This window comes from Algoriphagus sp. AK58, assembly GCF_014324365.1.
Taxonomy (GTDB): Bacteria; Bacteroidota; Bacteroidia; order Cytophagales; family Cyclobacteriaceae; genus Algoriphagus.
The window spans coordinates 27541-49219 of sequence record NZ_QEIG01000025.1 but is presented as its reverse complement, the minus strand read 5'-3'; the positions used below and the strand labels follow the sequence as shown (position 1 = coordinate 49219).

At 44.3% G+C, this 21679-nt stretch carries 16 protein-coding genes; 6 read left to right on the top strand and 10 right to left on the bottom strand.

Features of this window, described 5'->3' with window-relative positions; translation table 11 throughout:
- Window positions 1-6: 6 nt before the first annotated feature.
- A complete protein-coding gene (locus tag DDT91_RS19195; protein WP_187177818.1) occupies window positions 7-333 on the top strand; it encodes a helix-turn-helix domain-containing protein in 327 nt (108 codons plus the stop codon).
- 38 nt (window positions 334-371) lie between these two features.
- Here DDT91_RS19195 and DDT91_RS19190 read toward each other — a convergent pair whose 3' ends face one another.
- Window positions 372-2414, bottom strand: a complete 2043-nt coding sequence (locus DDT91_RS19190; RefSeq protein WP_187177817.1) for a family 20 glycosylhydrolase — start codon at window positions 2412-2414, stop codon at window positions 372-374.
- Window positions 2415-2583: 169 nt separating this feature from the next.
- Between DDT91_RS19190 and DDT91_RS19185 the strand changes: the two genes are divergently transcribed.
- On the top strand, window positions 2584-3915 hold the full coding sequence (locus tag DDT91_RS19185) for a GntP family permease (protein ID WP_187177816.1): 1332 nt from the start codon (window positions 2584-2586) through the stop codon (window positions 3913-3915).
- Window positions 3916-3972: 57 nt separating this feature from the next.
- Complete coding sequence (locus tag DDT91_RS19180) at window positions 3973-5136, top strand: ATP-binding protein (protein ID WP_187177815.1); 1164 nt, start codon at window positions 3973-3975, stop codon at window positions 5134-5136.
- 100 nt (window positions 5137-5236) lie between these two features.
- On the opposite strand, the gene DDT91_RS19175 is transcribed toward DDT91_RS19180, so the two are convergent.
- The 3 genes from DDT91_RS19175 to DDT91_RS19165 all read right to left on the bottom strand — a co-directional run bounded on the left by DDT91_RS19175 (window position 5237) and on the right by DDT91_RS19165 (window position 9812).
- On the bottom strand, window positions 5237-6031 hold the full coding sequence (locus DDT91_RS19175) for an SDR family NAD(P)-dependent oxidoreductase (RefSeq protein WP_187177814.1): 795 nt from the start codon (window positions 6029-6031) through the stop codon (window positions 5237-5239).
- Between the two features lie 127 nt (window positions 6032-6158).
- Window positions 6159-7253 carry a sugar phosphate isomerase/epimerase gene (locus tag DDT91_RS19170; protein WP_187177813.1) on the bottom strand — a complete coding sequence of 365 codons (1095 nt, stop codon included), beginning with the start codon at window positions 7251-7253 and terminating at the stop codon, window positions 6159-6161.
- Window positions 7254-7268: 15 nt separating this feature from the next.
- A complete protein-coding gene (locus tag DDT91_RS19165; protein ID WP_187177812.1) occupies window positions 7269-9812 on the bottom strand; it encodes a c-type cytochrome in 2544 nt (847 codons plus the stop codon).
- Between the two features lie 653 nt (window positions 9813-10465).
- On the opposite strand from DDT91_RS19165, the gene DDT91_RS19160 reads away from it, so the two are divergent.
- Window positions 10466-11614: a DEAD/DEAH box helicase gene (locus DDT91_RS19160; RefSeq protein WP_187177811.1), complete on the top strand. Its 1149-nt coding sequence runs from the start codon at window positions 10466-10468 to the stop codon at window positions 11612-11614.
- 151 nt (window positions 11615-11765) lie between these two features.
- On the opposite strand, the gene DDT91_RS19155 is transcribed toward DDT91_RS19160, so the two are convergent.
- Window positions 11766-13691, bottom strand: coding sequence for an AAA domain-containing protein (locus DDT91_RS19155; RefSeq protein ID WP_187177810.1), 1926 nt, complete (start codon window positions 13689-13691; stop codon window positions 11766-11768).
- Window positions 13692-13754: 63 nt separating this feature from the next.
- Between DDT91_RS19155 and DDT91_RS19150 the strand changes: the two genes are divergently transcribed.
- The gene (locus DDT91_RS19150) at window positions 13755-14360 is read left to right on the top strand and encodes an ACP phosphodiesterase (RefSeq protein ID WP_187177809.1); all 606 of its coding nucleotides are present in this window, start codon (window positions 13755-13757) and stop codon (window positions 14358-14360) included.
- Window positions 14347-14805: a hypothetical protein gene (locus DDT91_RS19145; protein ID WP_187177808.1), complete on the top strand. Its 459-nt coding sequence runs from the start codon at window positions 14347-14349 to the stop codon at window positions 14803-14805. Before DDT91_RS19150 ends, DDT91_RS19145 begins: the two co-directional genes overlap by 14 nt.
- 17 nt (window positions 14806-14822) lie before the next feature.
- On the opposite strand, the gene DDT91_RS19140 is transcribed toward DDT91_RS19145, so the two are convergent.
- From DDT91_RS19140 to DDT91_RS19120, 5 genes are all read right to left on the bottom strand, one after another.
- Complete coding sequence (locus DDT91_RS19140) at window positions 14823-15362, bottom strand: inorganic diphosphatase (protein ID WP_187177807.1); 540 nt, start codon at window positions 15360-15362, stop codon at window positions 14823-14825.
- Window positions 15363-15446: 84 nt separating this feature from the next.
- On the bottom strand, window positions 15447-16535 hold the full coding sequence (locus DDT91_RS19135) for a hybrid sensor histidine kinase/response regulator (protein ID WP_187177806.1): 1089 nt from the start codon (window positions 16533-16535) through the stop codon (window positions 15447-15449).
- The gene (locus tag DDT91_RS19130) at window positions 16528-18630 is read right to left on the bottom strand and encodes a 7TM diverse intracellular signaling domain-containing protein (protein WP_187177805.1); all 2103 of its coding nucleotides are present in this window, start codon (window positions 18628-18630) and stop codon (window positions 16528-16530) included. Before DDT91_RS19130 ends, DDT91_RS19135 begins: the two co-directional genes overlap by 8 nt.
- Window positions 18627-19313: a hypothetical protein gene (locus tag DDT91_RS19125; protein ID WP_187177804.1), complete on the bottom strand. Its 687-nt coding sequence runs from the start codon at window positions 19311-19313 to the stop codon at window positions 18627-18629. Before DDT91_RS19125 ends, DDT91_RS19130 begins: the two co-directional genes overlap by 4 nt.
- Window positions 19313-21577 carry an Rv1355c family protein gene (locus tag DDT91_RS19120; protein WP_187177803.1) on the bottom strand — a complete coding sequence of 755 codons (2265 nt, stop codon included), beginning with the start codon at window positions 21575-21577 and terminating at the stop codon, window positions 19313-19315. Before DDT91_RS19120 ends, DDT91_RS19125 begins: the two co-directional genes overlap by 1 nt.
- Window positions 21578-21679: the final 102 nt, after the last annotated feature.

Here is a 21679-nt window from a genome sequence, read left to right as displayed (position 1 = left end):
AGCCCCATGGCATCCAAAAAAATAAAGACTTTCACTCTTGCCGAGATGAAAGACAAGTATATCGGCGAAGTAGGAACCGCAGCGCGGGACGAGTATGAATATGAACTCCGAATGGATGTCTTAGGGAGAATGATTAAAGCCGCTAGACTGGAAAGAAATCTGACTCAAGAAGAACTCGGTCAACTCGTGGGGGTTCAGAAAGCGCAAATTTCAAAATTGGAGAGCAGCGCAAACAGTGCAACCATTGATACTATTCTTAAAGTATTTAAAGCCTTGAAAGCTGAAATCAACTTCAACGTAAAGCTTGAAGACAACTTTGTCAAGCTTATTTGAGAGATGTGAAATTTTGAATCCTAGCAAGGTATATTGGATCATTTCACCTCCCATTTCACCTTCTCCAAAAACAAGCCTTCCACATAAAACTGCCAGTCTGAAAACTTCAAGGCTTGATTGGCCAAATGGACGTGGTGATCTTGATCCAAAATGTAGTCTGAAGGCTTGTTGAGTTGGCGGGTTTTGCCATAGACTTCTTCGACCTTGTTTTGGATAGAGGTCCATTCGGCTTCCATTTGCTGGAGCTTGGATTTGGCCACTTCCCGCTTTTCACCGCTTGGTTCGTCGAGTTCGGCCAAAGTGATAATCGCCCGATTGGAAAACTGCACCACTTCGGCCACTTGTTCATACACTTCCAGCTGATGAGTATTTCTCAGGGCTGACTTTTTGATCTCCTGAATCTGCTGAAGGATGGAGTCTACCCTCGCCAGATTGGCTTGAGCCTGAGTGATTTTGCTTTGGTATTTTTCTGTCCATTTGCCCGCAGAATCCAATTTGGGGAGTGGAATCACAGCCTCATCTATCGGGTTTTCTAATTTTCGGAGACGATTTCGGTCTCTTCGATTCTCCAAAAGCAGATTTTTCCAATCAGCCACAGGACCTTCCAAGTCATTGATAAATTCATGTTCGGCCGAAGCAAACTCAGGTCCAAAAGCTCTTTGGCGATACGCCTGATGCAATTGATCGACGCTTCGTTTTTCCCCAGCCCAGGTGTATTCCGCAAAAATGGAAATTCCACGCTGATACAATTCAAAGTGAGGAGAATCATCGTCCCAAAGCGTTAAAAGCAAGCCGTCAGCCTTGTTTCGGATCGATATCAGCGCAAAATCCCGGATATTATTCGTATTGCTTTGATCCTGCGGCATGAGATTCCAGCGGGTCTGACCGGCGGTGGCCCCCATCACTTTCAGTCCATTGTCGGTAAACCATTGGATCGCCCGGTTATTACCCGGTGACTCGGGCATATCGTAGTTCCAGCGCATATAGACGCAGTTTTTTGGGAACAAATCGATGTACTTATTCAGGTTGGGCTCGTTGGCTGACCAAATGCTATCCACCTGTGCCTTGGTCAATTTGGAATCATAAATGGAGCGATAGACCTCTGCATTTTTCAGGGGCATATCGTCCCAAAAGATCGGCGTCAAGCCTTTTTGCGCAGCATAATCACTCACCCGATTGAGCCAGATAAGTTGGAGTTCCAAGGGAGATTTCCCCGAGTTTCTTCCCGTCGTGTGCACCTCATCCCCTCCCACATGCAGGTAGTTGGCATAAGGAAAAGCCTTCAGAGCATCCTCATAGAGGTCAAATTGAACTTTGTAGGTTTCTTCATTCAAAGGGTTAAAAGCCCAATCACTCTCCGGATCGTCTCGAAGCGGGATGTATTCGGGATGCTTTAGGATAAAAGACGCATGACCCAATCCCTGTACCAAGGGACTGATGCGTATATGTCTAGCCATGGCATAATCGCTGAGTTCTTTCCATTCCGAAATGGTAAACGCATCGGAGGAGCCCACCTTTGGCTGAAGTTCGTATTTGAGTTTATCCTCGATCTCCACGATTACAGCATTTATTTTTTGCGCAGCAAAGCGGTCCATGAGTTCGAAGTAATACTCCTTTTTCTCCAAATGATGCTTCACATCGAGGTGAACTGCCCGATAGTCCAAGGCAGGTTCATCTTTGATTTTCACCAAAGGAAGAGCGGCATCCTGATCTTTGGCATCTTGGATCAATTGTCCCAAAGTCATCAATCCATACCATAGCCCCGCGTCGGCCGGCGCCTGAATGCTAATCTGATCCGCAGAAATCTCCATCAGGTAGCCTTCCTTTTTCAGATCCAAATCCGGTTGGAGCGTGAAACTTAAGGTTTCGATTCCTTCCAAACTTCCTTTTTCAAGCATGGCTTTTTTGGCTTTCTCAAAAGACGCCTCTACCTCCTCCAACTCAAGTTTGGATTGCCCAGAGATTGTCATTTCGGAGGGAGAAGGCAATAGCTCAAATCGGGCTTCTGATTTGGTAGAAGGTCCACAGGAACCAAAGAACAGAACGAGTCCTAGGACCAAAAAAGGAATTGAGTTTTTCATGAGACTGGGATTTCCACATAAAATAGAAATAATGAGCTTAAAAAACTTCCAAAATGAGGCGATCGGTTAAAATCAATGACCGGGCTTTGGTTTTGGGCTTTTTTCCTTAATTTTTAAACTCGTCTTTTTTCTTATCCAAAAAGTTGCTCAATAAACCCTAAAATCCATCATGCTCACAATTTTGATTATCCTGGCAGCCCTCGCCTTGATTTTAGTTTCCATTATCAAATTTGACATTCACCCCTTCTTGGCTCTTTTTCTGGGAGCCATCATCTATGGACTGATGATGGGAATGGATACCGAACTGATCATCAAATCGATTTCCGAAGGTTTTGGCGGCGTGATGGGAAGTGTTGGGCTGTTGATTTTGCTCGGTGTGATTTTGGGGACTTTTCTCGAAAAGACCGGTGGTGCATTAGTCATTGCAGAAAAGGTTTTGAAGTGGGTCGGAGAAAAGTCGGTGAATCTTTCGCTGATGCTCAGCAGTTGGGTGCTATCCATTCCGGTTTTCGGGGATAGCACGATCATCATGATGAATCCGATTGCCAAGTCTTTGGCTTCCAAAAGTTCACTATCCTATGCGGCTACCATTGTCGCAGTTTCCTTGGGAGCCATGGCAAGCCATTCCTTGGTTCCACCTACTCCCGGACCGATCGCCACAGCAGGTATTTTAGGCGCAGATTTGGGTTTAGTGATTTTTTATGGAGGCTTGGTCTCGCTCTTAACCTTGATTCCACTATTGATTTTTGTCCAAAAAGCGGTTACCAAAATCCCCTTAAAACCCACGCTTGCGGCGGATGAAAAAGCCATTCCAGCGCATGAACGCCCAAAATTTGTCTCAGCGCTGCTACCGATTTTGGCTCCTTTGATCCTCATCATTCTCGCTTCAATTGCCAACTATCCCACCAAACCTTTTGGGGAAGGAGGGTTTATCAAAGCCATTCAGTTTTTGGGAACCCCGGTAATTGCACTTTTGATCGGAGCGATTTTGTCTTTTACCCTTCCGAAGAAATTTGACCGGAAACTCCTTTCCTCCTCGGGCTGGATTGGAGAAGCGATTTTGCTTTCAGCACCGGTGATTTTGATCACAGGCGCAGGTGCTGTCTTTGGCAAAATGCTGCAAAACTCCGGTGTCGGAGACTTGGTCACCGCCTCTATGAGCGATGCTAATTGGGGGATTTTTCTTCCTTTTCTGATTGCTTTTGGATTAAAAACAGCCCAAGGATCAACCACCGTGGCCATGATTACGACTGCCTCGATCGTGGCACCCATGCTAGGCCCCTTGGGATTGGATTCTGAAATGATGAAAGTATTTACGTGCGTGGCTATCGGAGCCGGAGCCTTAGGCATTTCCCATGCCAACGACAGTGGATTTTGGGTGGTCACGCAGCTTTCAGGAATGAGCACTAAACAGGGCAACAAATCGCATAGCATGGGCACCTTGATCGCCGGAGTGACCGCCATCTTTCTGGTTTACATCCTGAGTATTTTTCTGGGATAAAATCAATTAAAAAATTAGACTTGCAAATTAGAAGTTGAACTTCTAATTTGCAAGTCTATGTTAAACAGGAAATTAGGAATAAAAATCAAAGAATCGGCCTCAAAAATGCCGATCATTGCAATCACCGGGCCTCGGCAAAGTGGAAAATCCACGCTGATTCAGGCACTTTTTCCCGATCACAAGTATCTCAACCTGGAAGATCCTGAACTACGTCAATTTGCCCTGACTGACCCCAAAGGTTTCCTTCAATCCCAACAAGGAAATCTGATTTTGGACGAAGTACAATATGTCCCTCACCTTTTCTCCTATATCCAGGTGATTTCGGATCGGGAGAAAATTCCAGGACAATTCATTTTGTCCGGTTCTCAAAATTTCCAGTTGATGGAAAGCATTTCTCAAAGCTTGGCCGGAAGGGTATCTATTTTCAATTTGCTTCCTTTTTCAGTGGAGGAAATCAAAGGCTCTTCGTTCGAAATGGAGACCTATGAACAATACATGCTAAGGGGTTTTTATCCAAGGATTTATGATTTGGAACTCGATCCCTACCGATGGCTGCAAGATTACCTGCGCACCTATGTGGAACGCGATGTAAGGCAACTGCTGAACGTGGGTGATTTGGGGTTATTCAGACAGTTTCTTGAGATGTGTGCCGGACGCATCGGGCAATTGATCAATTTCAGTGAAATCGGAAATCAATTGGGCATTTCTTACCAGACCGTAAGTAAATGGCTCAGTATTTTGGAAACCAGTTTTATCTGCTACACGCTTAGGCCTTACCATAAAAACTTCAACAAGAGGATCGTCAAAAGTCCAAAACTCTATTTCTACGACACCGGGCTTGCCTGTGCTTTGCTGAATCTGAGGACAGTGGAGGAACTAAACAGGCACTTCGCCAAAGGCGCCTTATTTGAAAATCTGGTTCTGAATGAAGTCATGAAAAATCAACTCAACCGAGATCTGCCTACAAACAACTATTTCTGGAATGCTGCCGGATCTCATGAAATTGATTTGGTAATGGAAGTGGGAGGAAAACTGATCGCTGCTGAAATCAAATCGGGGAGAACGATTAATTCTAACTTTTTCAACAGCCTGACCTATTTCCAAAATGCCTCTGGAACAAGTCCAGAAGACTCCTATTTGATCTATGGCGGTGATGAAGTTCAGAAGAGAAGCCATGCCCAAGTCCTCAATTGGAATCGCTTGGATCTTCTTCCTTATTGACATTTACTAGTTGAGCGCTTTTCCAAAGTTTCAAACTTTGGAAAAGTTTAAACAGCTAACGCTCTCTTGAATCTTGCTTCTCGCCTCTTGTTTCTAGATTCTACCTCGCCGTCCACCCGCCATCTACCGTCACCATCGAACCTACCATATAGGTCGCTGCATCGGAAGCCAAGAAAATAGCAGCTCCCTGAATTTCCTTCAGTTCTCCCCAACGGCCTAAAGCCGTGGCGCCAACGACAAACTTTTTCCCCTCTTCGGTGTCGGCAATTGGCAAGTTCATCTCAGTCAAAAACGGTCCCGGACAGATCGCATTCACATTGATATTCCATGGGGCGAGTTCCAAAGCCAAAGCCCTGGTCATTTGTACCACGGCACCTTTGCTTGCGGTGTAAGGCGTTCGGTTGGCCAGTCCGACCAAACCCAAGGTACTCGCCAAATTGATGATGGCTCCTTTCTTCTGCTCTTTCATATAGGGCGTCACGGCCCGGCAAGCCAACCAAGTACCATTGACATTGACCTCCATCACCTTGGTAAAATCCTCATGGGTAAGCTCGTCAATCGCTCCCCGGATATTGATTCCGGCGGAATTGATCAGGATATCAATGCTTCCAAAAGCCTCATGAGCAAACTTCGCCATAGCTTCCATGCCTGCCTGGTCGGCTACGTCTGCTGGAAAAGTCATCGCCTTCACTCCATAATTCTCAGCTATTTCGGCTGCAGCCTGATCTCCATCGGAGGCTTTTCGGGAAACCAACAGCACATTCGCACCTGCAGAAGCAAGCCCTGCAGCCATCGCCAAACCGAGGCCCTTGGTGCCTCCGGTGATGATGGCGGATTTGCCTTTGAGTGAAAAAATGGAAAGACCGGGGAGTTGGGAGAAGTCGAGTTGTGACATATTTGGTAAAGAGTTAGGGAGACCGAAGTCGGAAGAATTTCCTGGTCCGATGTCGGATGTCCGGTGTCCGATGAGATGGGAATTTAGAGATTTACAGGTTCTTTACTGAAGTATTTATTCTTTGAACTTAAAGAGAAAGCTGGGATTTGGAATAGTCAAGACACTTTACTACGTTTTCTTCTTCGAAAGCGAGGCGCTGTTCGGGATTAAGATTTTTGACAGAAGGCAACTCTCCTGAGAAAGACCGATCACGGACCAATCGGAGAATTTTCGCGAAGTCCTTTGCTTTTTCATCCTCAAAAGTCACCCAATAACTATCCTCCAAACAGGGAATCTCCAAAGGGTCGCGAGTAATCATTTCCAAGCTGAAGGTGACTTGAGGATTGTATTTTTGGCATAAAGACACCGCTTCTTTCAGATCAACAATTCCTTTTCCCAACTCCACTTCGGAGAGCAAAAAGCCCTTTTCATAAGCTTTTACCCCCATGTCTTTCACGTGAGTGGAAAAGGCAAAAGGCGCCAAAGTCCGGATCACTTCCATGGGTTCTTCGAGCAAGGATACATTATTCCCAAAATCCAAGGTTACCCCCACCCACTTACTGCTTAGGTTTTGGATAAGTTGAGCCAGTTCGGTTGCTTTCCAGTCCTTGTGATTTTCGATGGCAATCCGAACCTGGTACTTTCGGACGATGGGTTCTGCAAGTTGGATGGATTTGATGGAATTTTCTTTGAAAGTGATCCATTCCGCCTCGGTTTTGAAGTTTTCATACCGCCTTCCACTAAGGCAAACGGTTCGGAGAACCGTCGCACCGGCTTCCTTGGCCAAGCGAACTTCTTTTTCGAAGCGAACCAAGTCCGATGTGTCTTTTGGCAAACCGATGCTTCCCTCCAGATACATCCCAAGCTTTTCCCGTTCATCCCTAACTTGCTTCGCAAAATCCTCCACCCAGCCGCCAACGGTGGTCTGAATTCCCCCAGCCCCAATGGAGTGACAATGGCGCATCAAGTCTATGGCATTGGTAAAACCCGGATAAGTGGCACTTTCCACTTTTGATCCCCAGCGCATCCCATACGAATGCACCACTACGCCCATGGGCACCCCCTTCAAACTCTCAGGCAACGCCGAAAACGGCCAAGCCAAAGCTGCGGTAGCCAAGGCTGATTTTTTGAGAAAATCCCTCCTTCCGGAAGCTGATACATAAGGATGAAAATGGGTTTTCATAGGCTGGATTTTGGGTTAGGGTTTTGGAGCGGAATCGAGTTTTTGGATATGGGCATTGAGTTCGGCAGCTGACCAAGGATAGACACGGCCCTGATTCATGACCCGGACAGTACCCACCGTGCGTCCCGTCACAGCCGGGGCCTGATTGCCCCATTCATTCCGAATATAGGTCAAAATCGCCGCAATGCTTCTATCATCCAGAGTCGAATGAGATGGCATTACGGGAAGAATCTCAGGAGCATCGTATTTCTTTCCGGCGACTTCTATCGGGCCTTCCAAACCATGAAGCATTATCAAACTAAGTCGGGTTTCGTTACCTAGCACCCACTCCGAACCCGCCAATGGTGGCCCCATGCGAGCGGCACCTTTCCCGTTGTTTCCATGGCAACCGGAACAGGAAGCGAGGTATTTTTGGCGGCCTTCGGAAAAAAGCTTCAACCCGTTTTCGTCCAATGTTGATCCCGAATTCGCAACCAAAGTCGGGGTGTATCCCGGCCACGCCAAAACCCGCATCAGTATGGTTTTCCGGGTTTCATCCAAAGGCAAATCTGCTCTTGAAAGAAGTTTCGGTCGTGCGGAGAGCTTGACACTTCCGGATTCTTCGATATCTCCGGCTTTGATGGCCAAAGCATTGAGAATAAGCTGTTCTTTCCAGGTCAATTCAGGAAGATCGATCTTGGCGAGAAGACTTGAAATCTCTTCCCCATCTCCTCTTTTAAGAATCGAAGCCGCCAACATCTCCAAGAAAATCTCCCGATTGGCGTCTTGGCTTTGCCAATTGGGATCATCCATCAGCGTTTGCAACAGGTTCCATTCCATCCCTCCCACACTGCTCATCACCGCATCCCGTATCAACGCTTGGTGCCCGTATTTCTCCAAAACGGACTTGAGCACCTGAGTTTTGCTTTCCTCCGGAAGGACATACGCACTGAGTGCAAGTTGAAGCCCCAACACTTCCGAAGCTGAATTGGAAAAACGCTTCATCTCTTGGCTCAATTTTTCCAAAACTACCCGATCCGAACTCGCCAGTGCTTCCAATTGACGTAGTGCAGTACTTTTCACCAGATCACTTGGGTCCAACAAGGCGGCAAAAAGTATCTCCGGATTCATTTTTCCCATTCCTTCCAAAGCCCACAAGGCATGGAATTTCGCAAACTCGGAAACTTGGCTTTTAACCAAATTTTCTAAAAGAGAAATGGATTGTGGATCGGCTTTTTCGACCAACAGTCGCTGGGCCATATCCCGATACCAGCCGTCTGAGTGGGAAAGAAAATCCACCAATTCCTCCACGCTTTTCTCCGAAAGCTTGGGAGACTTTTGTGGATCGAAGCCCTTGGGCACCACTCTCCAAATCCGCCCCATGTGACCGGGGGAATCGAGCTTTCGCTCCAGCGTCTTTTCTCTCAAATATTCCGTCATATAAGCCCCGTGCTGCACGATGCCCTGGTACATGTCCACGATATAAAGCCCACCATCAGGTCCTATTGCGCCGTGAACCGGCCGGAATCGCTCGTCGGTCGAAGCCAAAAATTCACTTCCGGGATTGGGATCAAAAGCTTCTACCAAAATTCCGTTTTCCTTGACCACATTCCGCTTCACCAGATTTCCGGCATTTTCCATCACGAAGACATTGCCGTAGTATTCCTTCGGAAAAAGATGGCTACGATAAATCACCGGAGAACAAGCTGAAGTGAATTCCAAGAGCCGATTGGCAGAATCCAAAGTACCCGGTACATAGCCCCGATTTACGGCCAAATTTGATCGAATCGGATATACACGTCGGTCAATCGTGTAGCCATGATCGATTCCGGTAGATGGCTTATGGTTTTTGTTTCTGGACAAATAATTCGCCGGAACCAGATCTCCATGGAGCTGAGACCAATTGTAATTATAGATCAAGCGGCCTTTGTCATCTTGAGTAATGCCCCACTGTCCACGAAACTCAGTCGAATCCCGCACCCAAGTTCCCTTCACATTTCGGTAACGAAGCCGGGATTTGGCGCTGTAGTACCAGTTGTCGGCATTACGCACAAAGCCATTGTCCGTATGCTCTGGAAGACCATTGGCCGAGTAGGTAGAGTCGACGAGGGTTTTCAGGTCGGCCTTCCAATCTCCATCGGTATCTTCGGTCCACCATAGGGCTCCTTTTTCTGCCAAAAGTGCTCCATTTTTGTGCAAACCTAGAGAGCGCGGCATGATCAGGGAATCCAGATATACGGTTCTCTTGTCCATTTGTCCGTCACCGTCGGTATCTTCCAATATGGCCACCGAACCCACCGGGAGCTTTTCCTCAGAGCCCTCCATATCGTTCATGTAGCCTCGCATCTCCAAAACCCACAGCCGACCGTCCGCATCAAATTGAATATGCACCGGCGCCTCCACCATCGGTTCGGCGGCGACTAATTGTACTTCAAAACCTTTTTCAATCTGGAAAGTCAATAACTCCTCCTCGGATGACCGGGCAGGACTGTCGGGAGTCTCCGGGAGTGGTCCCGGTTCTTTACAAGAAACCAATAGCAACCAACCAACTGCACCCATCCACAACGCACTTCGAATCATACTAATCAGGTATTTTGGGGTTTGAGAGAAGGAAAACCAATTTATGCTAACCTTCCTTAGGCAATTTCCAATTTGCTTTTTATTGGCCTCAAATCCAACACGAAATGATCAAAGGCGGAAATTCACCTGGATTGCGGTCAATAGCTGTTTGGGGAAATACTTTTACCTGATTCAATGCTTTTATAAGTGGTAAAAAACTGGATTGGAACCATTTAGGAAATTAAGGTCATTAAGGGATTGAAATCTTAGGAAGTGACCTGATTTCTGTTCTTAATTTCCTCAATGACTTTAATGGTTAATGTGTATCCGCAATTCTGCCAGTAACCAAATTTTATTCAGTCTCACCTCGACTTCGCTCGGTGTCCGTTCTTTTTGGTTGTGGGGGAGGGGAGGATAATGCGGCTGAGCCGCATTATCCTCCCCTCCCATTAATAACCTGAAATCCGGTGGCCGAGCGAAGTCGAGGCCATTTTGAACTTCTGGCAAAGAAGCGGATAATCAAATAATGGTTAAAACAAAAATCACAAACCCTATAACTCCCGAACACTTTTTTTTAACCCGAATGAATTCAGCCTAAAAGTGATTCAATAGTTAACACGCATAAAAAGGAATCCATTCGCTTGACATCCCTACCTTTGCACAAAATCCAAGCTATGAGTTTTGCCGATCTGGGACTTGCCCCTGCCCTTCTTTCCGCCATTCAGCGGGCCAACTATGAAGCCCCTTACCCGATCCAAATCGAAGCCATACCTGCTTTGCTGCAAGGGAAAGATTTGTTGGGCTTGGCTCCGACAGGTTCAGGAAAGACGGCTGCCTATATCCTTCCCATCCTTCAGCAATTACTTTCAAAAGAAGCTCCAAGAGATCGTGCTGTGCCGGTTCTGGTGATTGTTCCCACCAGGGAATTGGCGGTACAGGTGGCAGAAGTAGCGGAGAATTTCGGTCGGTTTTTGCCCAGAAGGATTAAATCTTTGGCAATTTTTGGTGGAGTGTCCATCAATCCTCAGATGATGAAACTGGGAGGAACGGAAATATTAATCGCTACGCCAGGCCGCTTGATCGATCTCATGGGAAGAAACTCGGTAAGCATTTCTCGAATTCAAACCTTGGTGATTGATGAGGCGGACAAAGTCCTGCAAATGGGCTTCCGGGAGGAAATGGAGCATATTTTGGAATATGTCCCCAAGAAAAAGCAGACGCTAATGTTTTCAGCGACCATGGATGGGGAAGTGGAAGAGTTGATCCAAAAACTGCTCAAAGATCCTGTCCGAGTTCAGGTCGCAGCAGACGATTTCACCCCGGATCTGATCAAGCAAAGCGCCTATCGCGTCAGCCCCGAGACCAAAGGCCCTTTCCTCCGCCAACTGATCCAATCGGGTGACTGGAAGCAGATTTTAATCTTTGCTTCCTCGATCCGAACGGCAGACAATGTGGTGGGAAAGCTGGTCAAAAACGGAATTGATGCGGTGGCTTTTCACGGGGATAAAAGTCAAGGTGCACGCACCGAAGCTTTGGCTAAATTCAAATCAGGAAAAACACGGGTACTCGTAGCAACGGATTTGGCTGCCAGGGGAATCGACATTCAGGCTTTGCCTTTGGTGATCAATTATGAACTCCCCAGGTCACCCAAAGATTATATCCACCGAATCGGACGCACGGGCCGCGCGGGAATGGAAGGGGAAGCGATCTCCCTGATCACTCCCGAGGAAATGCACCATTTCAAAGTCATCCAAAAGAAAATGGGAAAATGGGTGAAGTTGATCCATGAGGAGGATTTTGGTAAAGCTGAGGGGAAAACTTAGGGTTAATTTCGGATTTGGGATATCGGATTTCGGATTTAGGCATTCATTTATCCAGATTGTAGCTTATTTAAACGAGACCGTTCATCTTCTTCGGTCTTCCGTCTTCTGTCTTCCTTCAGCATCGGTCATCCTACATCGGTCACCCAGCATTCTACAAAAACTCCCACACACTCCGATAAGCTTCTTTTTCCTCAAAATAGCGAAGCAATTCATCAAAAAAGGGATGTTGGGCTAAGGTGCTGCTGTCACCGATCAGAATCAGTTTTCGCTTGGCTCTCGTGATCGCTACGTTCATTCTTCGCTCATCGGCTAGAAAGCCAATCTCTCCACTTTCATTCGATCTCGTCAAAGAAATCAGCATCAGATCTCGCTCCTGACCCTGAAATCCGTCCACCGTATCAATAGTGATCAGATCTGCAAAGGCTTTCAGATTTGGAAACTCGTAGGTCTCAAAGATTAGGTACCTTAAGTATCTCACCTGCGCAGAATACGGCGCGATCAGACCAATCGTCCATCCTCTTTCCTTAAACTGGCCAAAGCCAATCCGCTTGATGGTATCATTTAAATATCGACAGGCAAAGCGGGCTTCTTCGGGATTATAGGTGCTCAGACTTTCCTCCTCAGTCTGATCCGTATAGCCCGAACCGGCAGTATCGATCCACTCAAGAACAGGTTCATCTGTAGAAAATGCATGGATTTTGGTGTTTTCTGCAGCCTCTAATTTCCCTTCGTAAAAATGCAGATTGGAAAATCCCATGATCGCCTCAGGCATTCGGTATTGCACTTGAAGCATCTGAGCCGTATTGGGTTGACGATGGATGATTTTTTCAAAAAGAGTGGTCGATAGACCTTGCTTGGCAGCCTCGTATGACTTGATCGTCGGAGGAAGTTGACAATGATCTCCTGCAAAAACTACCTTTTTGGCTTTCAGGATCGGAATCCAAGTCGCTGCTTCCAATCCTTGCGCCGCTTCATCGATAAATACGAGGTCAAAAATCATCCCTCTCAAATGGTGAGAGGACGCCCCCACCAAGGTACTCGCAAAGACCTGCGTTCGCTGGTAAATATCCGTTCGGATGTAATCTTCCAAATGCTCGGCAGCTTCCCGGATTCGGGACACTTCCTGATACATCAACTTGCGCTGCGCACGTTCTTCGGGGCCAAAGTTCCGTTTGTATTGCTTTGCCAAGCGAAGGTAAGATTCGGTTTCCTTTCGGAGTTTTTTCAGATCCCGGTAGCTGTCGTGAAAGGCGATTTTGGCATCAAGGGTCTGATTGAGAATCTTCTCCTCCACTCGGGCAGGATGCCCAAGTCGAAGGGTAGAAATACCCCGATCGACCAATTTTTCCACCAAAAGATCGACTGCAGCATTGCTGGGTGCAGTGACCAAAATCCGCTGATTTTGCTCCACGGCACGCTGAATCGCTGCGATCAACGTGGTGGTCTTTCCGGTGCCCGGAGGGCCGTGCACAATGGCAAAGTCTTGGGCTGATTCGATTTTTTGGCAGGCGAGATTTTGAGAGAAATTCAAACCTTCAAGTGTAAGGCTGGGCACTTCCTTGAATTTTGGATTTTTCTCTCCATAAGCGATATCCCGGAGTTCGATGAGTCGGGAGTTATCCGGAGAAATGACTTTTTTCAAAGCAGATTCCATCTCCCGATAGCTCGCTTCATCAAACAACAAATCCACTCCCAATCTACTCGATTCCATCCAATCAGGAACTTCATCGGCTTGCAAGGTGACAATCAAGGTATCCTTTTTAGCCTGATTAACTACCCCATTTACCCGAAATTCCGAGCCATGGTATCCTTCTTGGGTAGAATAAAATGTAACCGATTTTCCCGATGCAAAAGCGGATGGGTAATTCTGGTCAGTCCGCTCTACCTCAATAATCAAACGCTCTCCCATGCCGATTTTTGTCTTTTTGAGCAGGATGGGATGCCAGGTAATTCCTTCTTTCTTTTTGTCTGCTACGGAGGTATTGAGAAATTTTTTCTTGTATTGAGCGAGGTCTTCTTGCCACTCCAGTTTGAGAAGTTTCAGACCTTGCTTCAATTCTTCGAGGTAATTCGACATCAATCGGTATTTTAGGGTGCAAACTAAACAAAAGTCCAAGGGTTTTCCCTTTTTCTGTCTTCTATGAATTTTCTTGCCCACGCTTATCTGTCTTTTGGTCAGGAGGAAGTCCTAGTGGGCAACTTTGCGGCGGATTTTATTAAGGGAAAGGATCTTCAGCGATTTGCTGTCGGTATTCAGATCGGAATTTTGCTCCACCGGGAAATCGACACATTCACAGATTCACATCCGCTCGTCAAGGCGGCCCAGAGTTACCTTCGCCCCAGGTTCAGACATTATTCCAGCGTCATTAGCGATATTTTCTTTGATCATTATTTGGCTAAAAATTGGAGCAGCTACAGCGAAATCCCCCTTGAAACGTTCGCCGACAATACCTATCTAATCCTCGACAAACATCTCCCTGAGCTACCTGAAAAGTTTGCGGAGATGTTCTTTTGGATGAAAGCTCAAAACTGGTTAGTCAACTATCGGAATCCTGAAGGAATACAGAGAACCCTTAATGGACTGACCAAAAGAGCCACATTTGATTCCAAAATGAATGAGAGCACCGATGTGCTTCGGGAAAAAGATGGAGAATTTGAGGTGATTTTCTTCGCTTTTTTCGAGGATTTGGAGACTTTTGCCCGAGCAAAACTCACGGAACTCACCCACTCGCATGGTCGTCATTAAACCGAAAATTTCTACCTATATCTCTCTTAGCCTTGTCGTACTCATTCTGATGGTAGGGCTTGTACTGATTTTAAGAGACTTTGCTTACAAAGGAAGTTTTGGCCTGTGGTTTTATTTGATAGCCTGCTCGATCATCACTTTGGTCTTGCTGATGTTATTGGTCAAAATGATGGCTGGATGGAGGTTTATATCAGCAGGAAAAGACCATGTTGTCATTAAACTCCCCCTAAGAGGTAGTACAAAAGCGTATCCTGTTTCTGAAATTTTAGCCTGGGAAGAGGAAATGGTAGTTGCAAACAAAAGAGAGTTTCGGCAAGTGACCATAGCATTCCAAGACAAACAGTCTATATCCATTTCCAATCACGAACATGAGGCCTACACGGAGTTTGTAAACTACCTCAAAAAGAAGGCTCCCAAGCAGCAGGTCAAAACGAAAAAAGCCTGATCACTCAGGCTTTTTCATCAACGTGCAGTTCTGAAATTTTTATCGTAAAGGGCCACACTTTCGTTGATAATCCGCATGGCTTCTTCTTTTCCCAAGAAGTCCTCCACGATCACCTCTTTGTTTTCGAGTTTTTTATAGTCTTCAAAGAAGCGGTGAACCTCTTTCATCAAGTGGGGAGGAAGCTCATCAATGTCGTTAATGTAGTTTACGGATTGGTCGCCAGCGGCTACCGCGATGATTTTGTCATCTGCTTCTCCTCCATCGATCATCCGCATCACTCCGATAACTTTTGCCTTTACCAAGGTCATGGAAGGAATATCGATTTGTGAGATAATCAAGATATCAAGCGGGTCATGGTCTTCACAGAAGGTCTGAGGGATAAATCCATAATTAGCAGGATAATGAACCGCTGAGAAAAGAACCCGATCCAGGAGAAGCATCCCTGTCTTCTTATCCAGTTCGTATTTTCCTTTACTTCCTTTTGGGATTTCAATTACTCCCATTACGTACTCGGGAGCATCTTTCCCGATGTTGACATCATGCCAAGGATTAATCATATCTTTTTGTCTTTGTGATAAAAAATGGCTTAAAACCTCCGCAAAGATAACAGGGGAAGCGAACTTGTATCCAGAAAACTAATCTTAATTCATACTTGGCAACACGACCGTTACAGTTGTGCCTTCATGAAGCTGAGTATCAAGATTTATTTTGCCGCCCATTTGTTCTACTGCCTCCTTGACCATATAGAGTCCCAATCCAGTCCCCACATTCCTTTGGGTGGCACGGGTGAATAAATTGAACACCTCTTCCCGATGACGTTCTTCAATTCCGATCCCGTTGTCTTCCAAGACAATTATTGCCTGATTGTCAAAAACATCTACAGAAAGACTAATTCTTTTTAAACCGGCTTGATTTTTTTGAAACTGGACAGCATTACTGAACAGGTTATTGAGAATTACCCTGATTTTGGCATCATCCGAAAAAAATGCAGCCTTTTGATTGACCTGCACTTCAATGTGAAAATGCGAAAGGTCAAATTTCTCCCTATAAGCGATCATCTGCTGATTGACCACATCATTGAAGTGAATTTCAGTCACTTTGTGATCAATCTTAGTAGATCTATAAAAATCCAGCATTTTGTAAATAAAGTCGTCCAGCTTGCCGGTGGCGGTATCGATCATATCAAAATACTCCAGCACGTTTGGATCAGAAACTTCCATCTTGGCAAGCTTTGAAACGCCGGAAATACTCATCAAAGGACCTCTCAGTTCATGGGAAAGGCTATATACGAATTGATTCATTTCGGAATGCAGCTTCTTGAGTTTGATATTTTTCTCTTTGAGCTCTCTACGCATAAAGAAAATATCCGCGGCATTCTTAATAGAATTTTTAATCTGCTCAATATTCCAAGGCTTGTCGATAAATCGGTAGACTTCACCCTTGTTGATTGCATCAATGACACTGGCAATGTCAGAATACCCCGTTAATAAGATTCTGATTGGATCAGGATTGATTTTTACCAACTGCTCAAAGAATTCCGTCCCGGTCATACCCGGCATACGCTGATCTGCGATGACCACATGGATTTCCTCCTCTTGGGCGATTTTGAGCCCTTCTTCGCCATTGATGGCAGTAAAAATTTTAAAGTCCTTTCTAAGTGTGGCTCTAAAAGATTTCAGGTTATTATCCTCATCATCTATGTAGAGCACATTGATTTTATTTTCACTCATACTTTGGGGCATTTTGATAAATAGGAAGAGAAATTATAAAAGTTGTACCCTGACCTTCCTCTGTCAATACCTCCAGAGTACCCTTGTGATTTTCAATAATAGAATAAACTATGGAAAGCCCCAAACCTGTACCCTTTCCTACCGCCTTTGTCGTAAAGAAAGGTTCAAAAATCCGCTGCTTAACATTTTCAGGCATTCCCGGTCCATTGTCTTCAATTTCAATCTTTACATGATCGGAGAAGGCCTTGGTACGTATGGTTATGACTGGATCCGCAATCCTATCCAAATTGTCTGATAAAGCATGGACTGCATTATTGATGATGTTCATAAACACCTGATTGATCTTACCAGCCAGGCATTCTACCATTGGAAGTTCCCCAAATTCACGGACTATTCGGATTTTACCAGGAATAGAACTGTTGAGCAAAATGATGGTACTGTTGATGCCATCGTGCAGATCTACTTTTTTGACATCCTGTTCATCCACCCTGGAGAAAAGCCTTAGCCCCTTCACGATCTCCACGGTACGCTTAGCACCATCTTCCATACCTTTGAGCAATTGGTCGACCTCGTCCAACACATAGTCTAGCTCGAGATCTTCTTCCAGTTGTTTGGCCTCTTTCTTGGTATCTGTTGAGAATTCCTTGGCACCAGATTCCCTATAGAATTCAATTACCTCCATGATATCTTTAATATCACGCTTGAGCGGAGCAATGTTGGAGCTGACAAAGTTGATCGGATTGTTGATTTCATGCGCAATACCCGCTGTCAATTGACCCAGTGAGGCCATTTTTTCCTGACTTACCAGCTGGCTTTGGGTATTTTGAAGATTTCTCAGCGCTTGTTCCAATTCATCAGTCCTCAGTCTTACCTTTTCTTCCAGCATGGTATTTTGCTCCTTGATCAATTCTTCATTCTCACGAAGCACCTTCATTTTTTCAGCCTGTTCGATTTCTTTCTCTCTCTTGAGAATATTAATCTTATCTGCCAGTGCGAAAGAAAGTAACAAAGCTTCAAAGATGGAGCCTATGGTGAAAATATAATTGGTGAGAAAATTATGAGGAAGAATATTCAAGTCACTCAATAAAAAAATCACCATGCTGCAGATCAGCAAAAACCAAGAGAGCAAAAAGAATTTGGCTGGTCTATACCCTTTGCGAAGACTGTAAAGTGATATTGAAAGCAAGAAAATAGGTACAATCCCCAAAAATATCTGCAATAGCCTAATCTTAAGCTGTCCAATTCCCAAATCAACTAAAAAAGCAAAAAGAATAAAAATATATACACTAATAATGGTCAATCCAGCATTATAAATTCGCGGATTTATCTTTTTGATATTGAGAAACCTCAAAGAATAAAAAATCCCGACAATATTGACCATTACAGTACTTAAATAAAAACTATTTTGATTTAGATATGGATTATTCTGGAAAAAGAAGGCATCAATATATCCCCCTAAAATACCTTGGGTCAAACCCACAAAAAAGATATATGCAATGTAAAGTCCATACAAATTATCCTTTGTAGAGACCCACAAAAACATATTATAAATGAACATTGCGATGATAATCCCAAAATATATCCCAAAAAACAAATTCCTCTCATCGATAGTCCAGCCATCTTCATTTCCTTTGATCAGGTATATCGGGATATTATTATTACCATAGCTATTAACTTTGATAAAATAGGTAAAATCATCACTCGGAGGAATCTCAAATCGATTAAAGAAAGATTTTGGGTCATTCCACTTGAAATTCACCCTTCCTAGCTCCTTCAAAAGCACCCCATTAGAGGAATAAATTTGAATTTCATTCAGCATGGGATTGCTAATTTCTAACGAAGTATTTTCAGCAGTTCTGAATTTTGGATTGACCTCTAGTTTGATCCAAAAACTATAATCTGCATACCCAAGAGCTAAAAAACTTGACTCTGACACATTCAGTTGATCATTACTTAATTTTTTTAACTTTTCAAAATCACCGTTCACTACTTCATCTGTAGTCCATCCTACATAGGAGAAATCCTCCTTCCCCTTTTCCTTACAAGAAGATGCCAGTATGACTAATACGGACAAAAAAACAAAAACCTTGTTCATTCTATATAGGATGTATATTCAAGTATAACTTCTCTGCCTCTATATTCTTCATTAATAAGAAGCCTTTTATTTTCTCTTATTTTAAAAATTGACTCCCGGAGTTCATCCGAAGTCAAGGGTAGATTGATTGCATCATGTAATTTCATCGCAGTGGCGATCAAATCAAGTTTAGGATAATAGAAAGTGCCATTATTTCCTACTTGGGTGAGTATTTCATAGCCCATCATCAATCCCAACTTGACTGTAGTAGGAGCAAATAGGGCATACAAAGAATTTAGACCTAATTTAGGAGTAAGTGCCAAACAAGCTTTTGACATAAAAATCGCACCTATTCCCAGCCCAGTTATTTGCCTTGAATTCCAAAGCCCACATACCTCCCCAGTGCCGGCATCCAAGTCTTTGTTTATAACATCTTTAATACTGCTGTCCAATTCTTCGATCGCCTCAACCATGGGAAGAGGGAAGTCTCTATTCGCCTTGTGAATCCTAGCACCCCCATATACCTTCCCATCCTCATCCGACTCTACAATGACTACGATGACATCTGGATTGTGAACCCAGTCTTCTTTGGCTGAGGTAACTTTTTTAACTCCGATGCTTTCCAGCACTTGCCTATGCCCTTCAATGAATTTGGCACACCGCACAGGATCATTTATTGCCTTGAAAGCAATCAACTTAAACATCAATCGAGGAATTTAAGGGTATCTGCAACCTCTCTCCTGTAGGCTCTCATACTTGGACCATCAGCAAAGTTCAATCTAAACATAAAAATTTCTTCCCTCTTCTTTTTGTCATCGAAGAGAAAATCTAAAGATTCCTTCAATTGTTTGATTGTTTTTTCTTCCTCTGGGGTAAATCCGTGGTCTTTTTCTTTCAAAACCAAATGAAAAATAAAGAGAGAGGCTGTAACCGGCTGAAAACTCAACCCGTTTTGATTGGCCCAAATCCAAATCCTTTGTAGACCCTTTCCTGCCTCCAGGAAAGATTGCGGATCATAGGTAGAAGCCCCCAAGAGAAACATGGCTGAGGAGGTAGTAATGGTATCTCTGGAAATCTTGGTCAAGCCATATCCCATCAGAAATTTCCTAAAAAACTTCACTGTCCTTGGATCCTTAAGAAGTCCCATAGCAGCCCGCTCTGCCCCGGATAATTCCAAGGTTGAGATATCTATTCCGTCACGGGTTTCCCTTGCCTCTTTATCACTCCACCTTACCTCTTTTATGAAATCGACCAAGCCTTGATGGTGGAATAAGCGCATCCGATCCATTCCCCCGATAATTGCTGCCAACTTTTCCAATTTTTGGTCTTCGTCGATGTGCTTTAAATGCAAACCAGAACCTTCCAGCAGGGAATATATTGAAGACAACTGATCCGGAGTAAGCAACTGCCTTTTGGAATTTTTCCTATTGGTACACCTTAATCCTAGCCCATTTACCAGGTTGGAAAAAGGGACAGACAATGGATGGTTTACTTTCGAAACAAACCGGATGCTTGCTATTAGCCTGTCCCCAAATTCCTTTATTTGAGGGACTTCCTCTGTCTCAATTCCCATTTGAGCGGTTTTGAGCCGTAGGTTTTCGAGAGCTGCACCAAATGCAATCAAGGATCCTGTGCCTCTATAATCCAATAAGGAATGGCTTCGGACCTGGTCATGGAAAAGGTGAAGAATTCCTTTTTTGTCAAATACCCAAATCCAGGGCTGCATATTTCCTCCGGAAGGAGCCAAATTAGCTGCTTCCACCAATTGGAATAATTCCTCATTTGTAGGAAGATAACCAGAAGGCATGACATTGTTTGGGACTACAACAAAATCTTCTCCCTGAGCCGTAGACGGAATTTCAACCTTAAATTCTTCTGAATCAACTGGAATCAGTTCATCAAAGTCCACATAATACCTCCCCGATTTTACGGGTTCTCCTAACAGCAATTTTCTCCCTACATGAGCCACGGAGGCTCCTCCCAAAAAAACAGCTGAAGCAAGCTGAGGCCAAGAAGTGATGGTTTGACCAACTTCTAAAAGTGAGGCTTTCATCCTTGGGGAAAGGGTATCCAGTCCAGTTATTTTTAATCCAAAGGCGATTTTTTGGGTATTGGAGAGATTTTTTAGGGTGTTCAGGTCTACTTCTCCAAGGTATCCATGAAAAATCTGTCTTTCCCTTTCCAGATCAAACCGTTCCACATCCAACATGCCCCGGTCAGATGTGTCCATCATGACAGGGATATGATACTCTTTGGCTTTTTGCCGAAGAAGGATTTTTATATCAAAGCTATCGCACTCATCAATCAACAAATCCAACTTACCTCCCTCTTCTAAAAAAGCGTCAATATTTTGACTGTTTACGCCGTCTTTGAAAAGAGTAAGCTTGATGAAGGGATCGATTTCTGAAATCTCTCTGGCAGCAATTACCAGTTTTTCAAGCCCCAAACTGGTAACTCCTGCCTTTAGCCTATTCAGATTACTGAGCTCTAAAGTGTCAAAATCAGCAAGCCTCATCTCCCCGCAACTTCTCTCCAAAGCCATGGCAAGAGCAACACTCTGTCCTACAGAAAGGCCAACAATTCCCACTTTTTTCCTGGAAAGCTCTTCCTGTTCAGAAGGAGTGATTTTATAATTATTACGAAGCGTTCTTACTCTGACAAAATCCTTTTCAGGAAGCAGATGCACCAACGTATATTTCCAAGGATAATATACCCAACAGCCATATTTATTCTGATCCTTGGTGTGAAAAAATTCGACTACCTTTTCGTGAAGTTGAAATTTAGTAAGCTGGATATCAGGGTGATTACTTTTTATAAGATCTTCAACTTGAGAAAAAATCTCATCATTAACCCTTATTTGTGGATTTGATTTGAGTTCACTAATAAAATCCCAATCTGAAGAATTATTCGGATCAAGAATAAGAGGCAAAATCTGATCTTTTAGATCAAATTTTTCTGATATAATCATAAGCTTTATTGGGGTGAAAAGCTCAGTAAAGTTAAATTATTCGGAATTAAAGCAAATTTTTTAGTATTGAAAAAATGTTGATTAAAAATTTAATAGAAAAGA

Bases quoted from the DNA above. Each gene is read 5' to 3' on its own strand.
- DDT91_RS19160 (WP_187177811.1), top strand. From the start codon at position 10,466: ATGAGTTTTGCCGATCTGGGACTTGCCCCTGCCCTTCTTTCCGCCATT.
- DDT91_RS19120 (WP_187177803.1), bottom strand. From the start codon at position 21,577: ATGATTATATCAGAAAAATTTGATCTAAAAGATCAGATTTTGCCTCTT.
- DDT91_RS19135 (WP_187177806.1), bottom strand. From the start codon at position 16,535: ATGAGTGAAAATAAAATCAATGTGCTCTACATAGATGATGAGGATAAT.
- DDT91_RS19140 (WP_187177807.1), bottom strand. From the start codon at position 15,362: ATGATTAATCCTTGGCATGATGTCAACATCGGGAAAGATGCTCCCGAG.
- DDT91_RS19185 (WP_187177816.1), top strand. From the start codon at position 2,584: ATGCTCACAATTTTGATTATCCTGGCAGCCCTCGCCTTGATTTTAGTT.
- DDT91_RS19195 (WP_187177818.1), top strand. From the start codon at position 7: ATGGCATCCAAAAAAATAAAGACTTTCACTCTTGCCGAGATGAAAGAC.
- DDT91_RS19155 (WP_187177810.1), bottom strand. From the start codon at position 13,691: ATGTCGAATTACCTCGAAGAATTGAAGCAAGGTCTGAAACTTCTCAAA.
- DDT91_RS19165 (WP_187177812.1), bottom strand. From the start codon at position 9,812: ATGATTCGAAGTGCGTTGTGGATGGGTGCAGTTGGTTGGTTGCTATTG.
- DDT91_RS19150 (WP_187177809.1), top strand. From the start codon at position 13,755: ATGAATTTTCTTGCCCACGCTTATCTGTCTTTTGGTCAGGAGGAAGTC.
- DDT91_RS19170 (WP_187177813.1), bottom strand. From the start codon at position 7,253: ATGAAAACCCATTTTCATCCTTATGTATCAGCTTCCGGAAGGAGGGAT.
- DDT91_RS19190 (WP_187177817.1), bottom strand. From the start codon at position 2,414: ATGAAAAACTCAATTCCTTTTTTGGTCCTAGGACTCGTTCTGTTCTTT.
- DDT91_RS19175 (WP_187177814.1), bottom strand. From the start codon at position 6,031: ATGTCACAACTCGACTTCTCCCAACTCCCCGGTCTTTCCATTTTTTCA.
- DDT91_RS19180 (WP_187177815.1), top strand. From the start codon at position 3,973: ATGTTAAACAGGAAATTAGGAATAAAAATCAAAGAATCGGCCTCAAAA.
- DDT91_RS19145 (WP_187177808.1), top strand. From the start codon at position 14,347: ATGGTCGTCATTAAACCGAAAATTTCTACCTATATCTCTCTTAGCCTT.
- DDT91_RS19125 (WP_187177804.1), bottom strand. From the start codon at position 19,313: ATGTTTAAGTTGATTGCTTTCAAGGCAATAAATGATCCTGTGCGGTGT.
- DDT91_RS19130 (WP_187177805.1), bottom strand. From the start codon at position 18,630: ATGAACAAGGTTTTTGTTTTTTTGTCCGTATTAGTCATACTGGCATCT.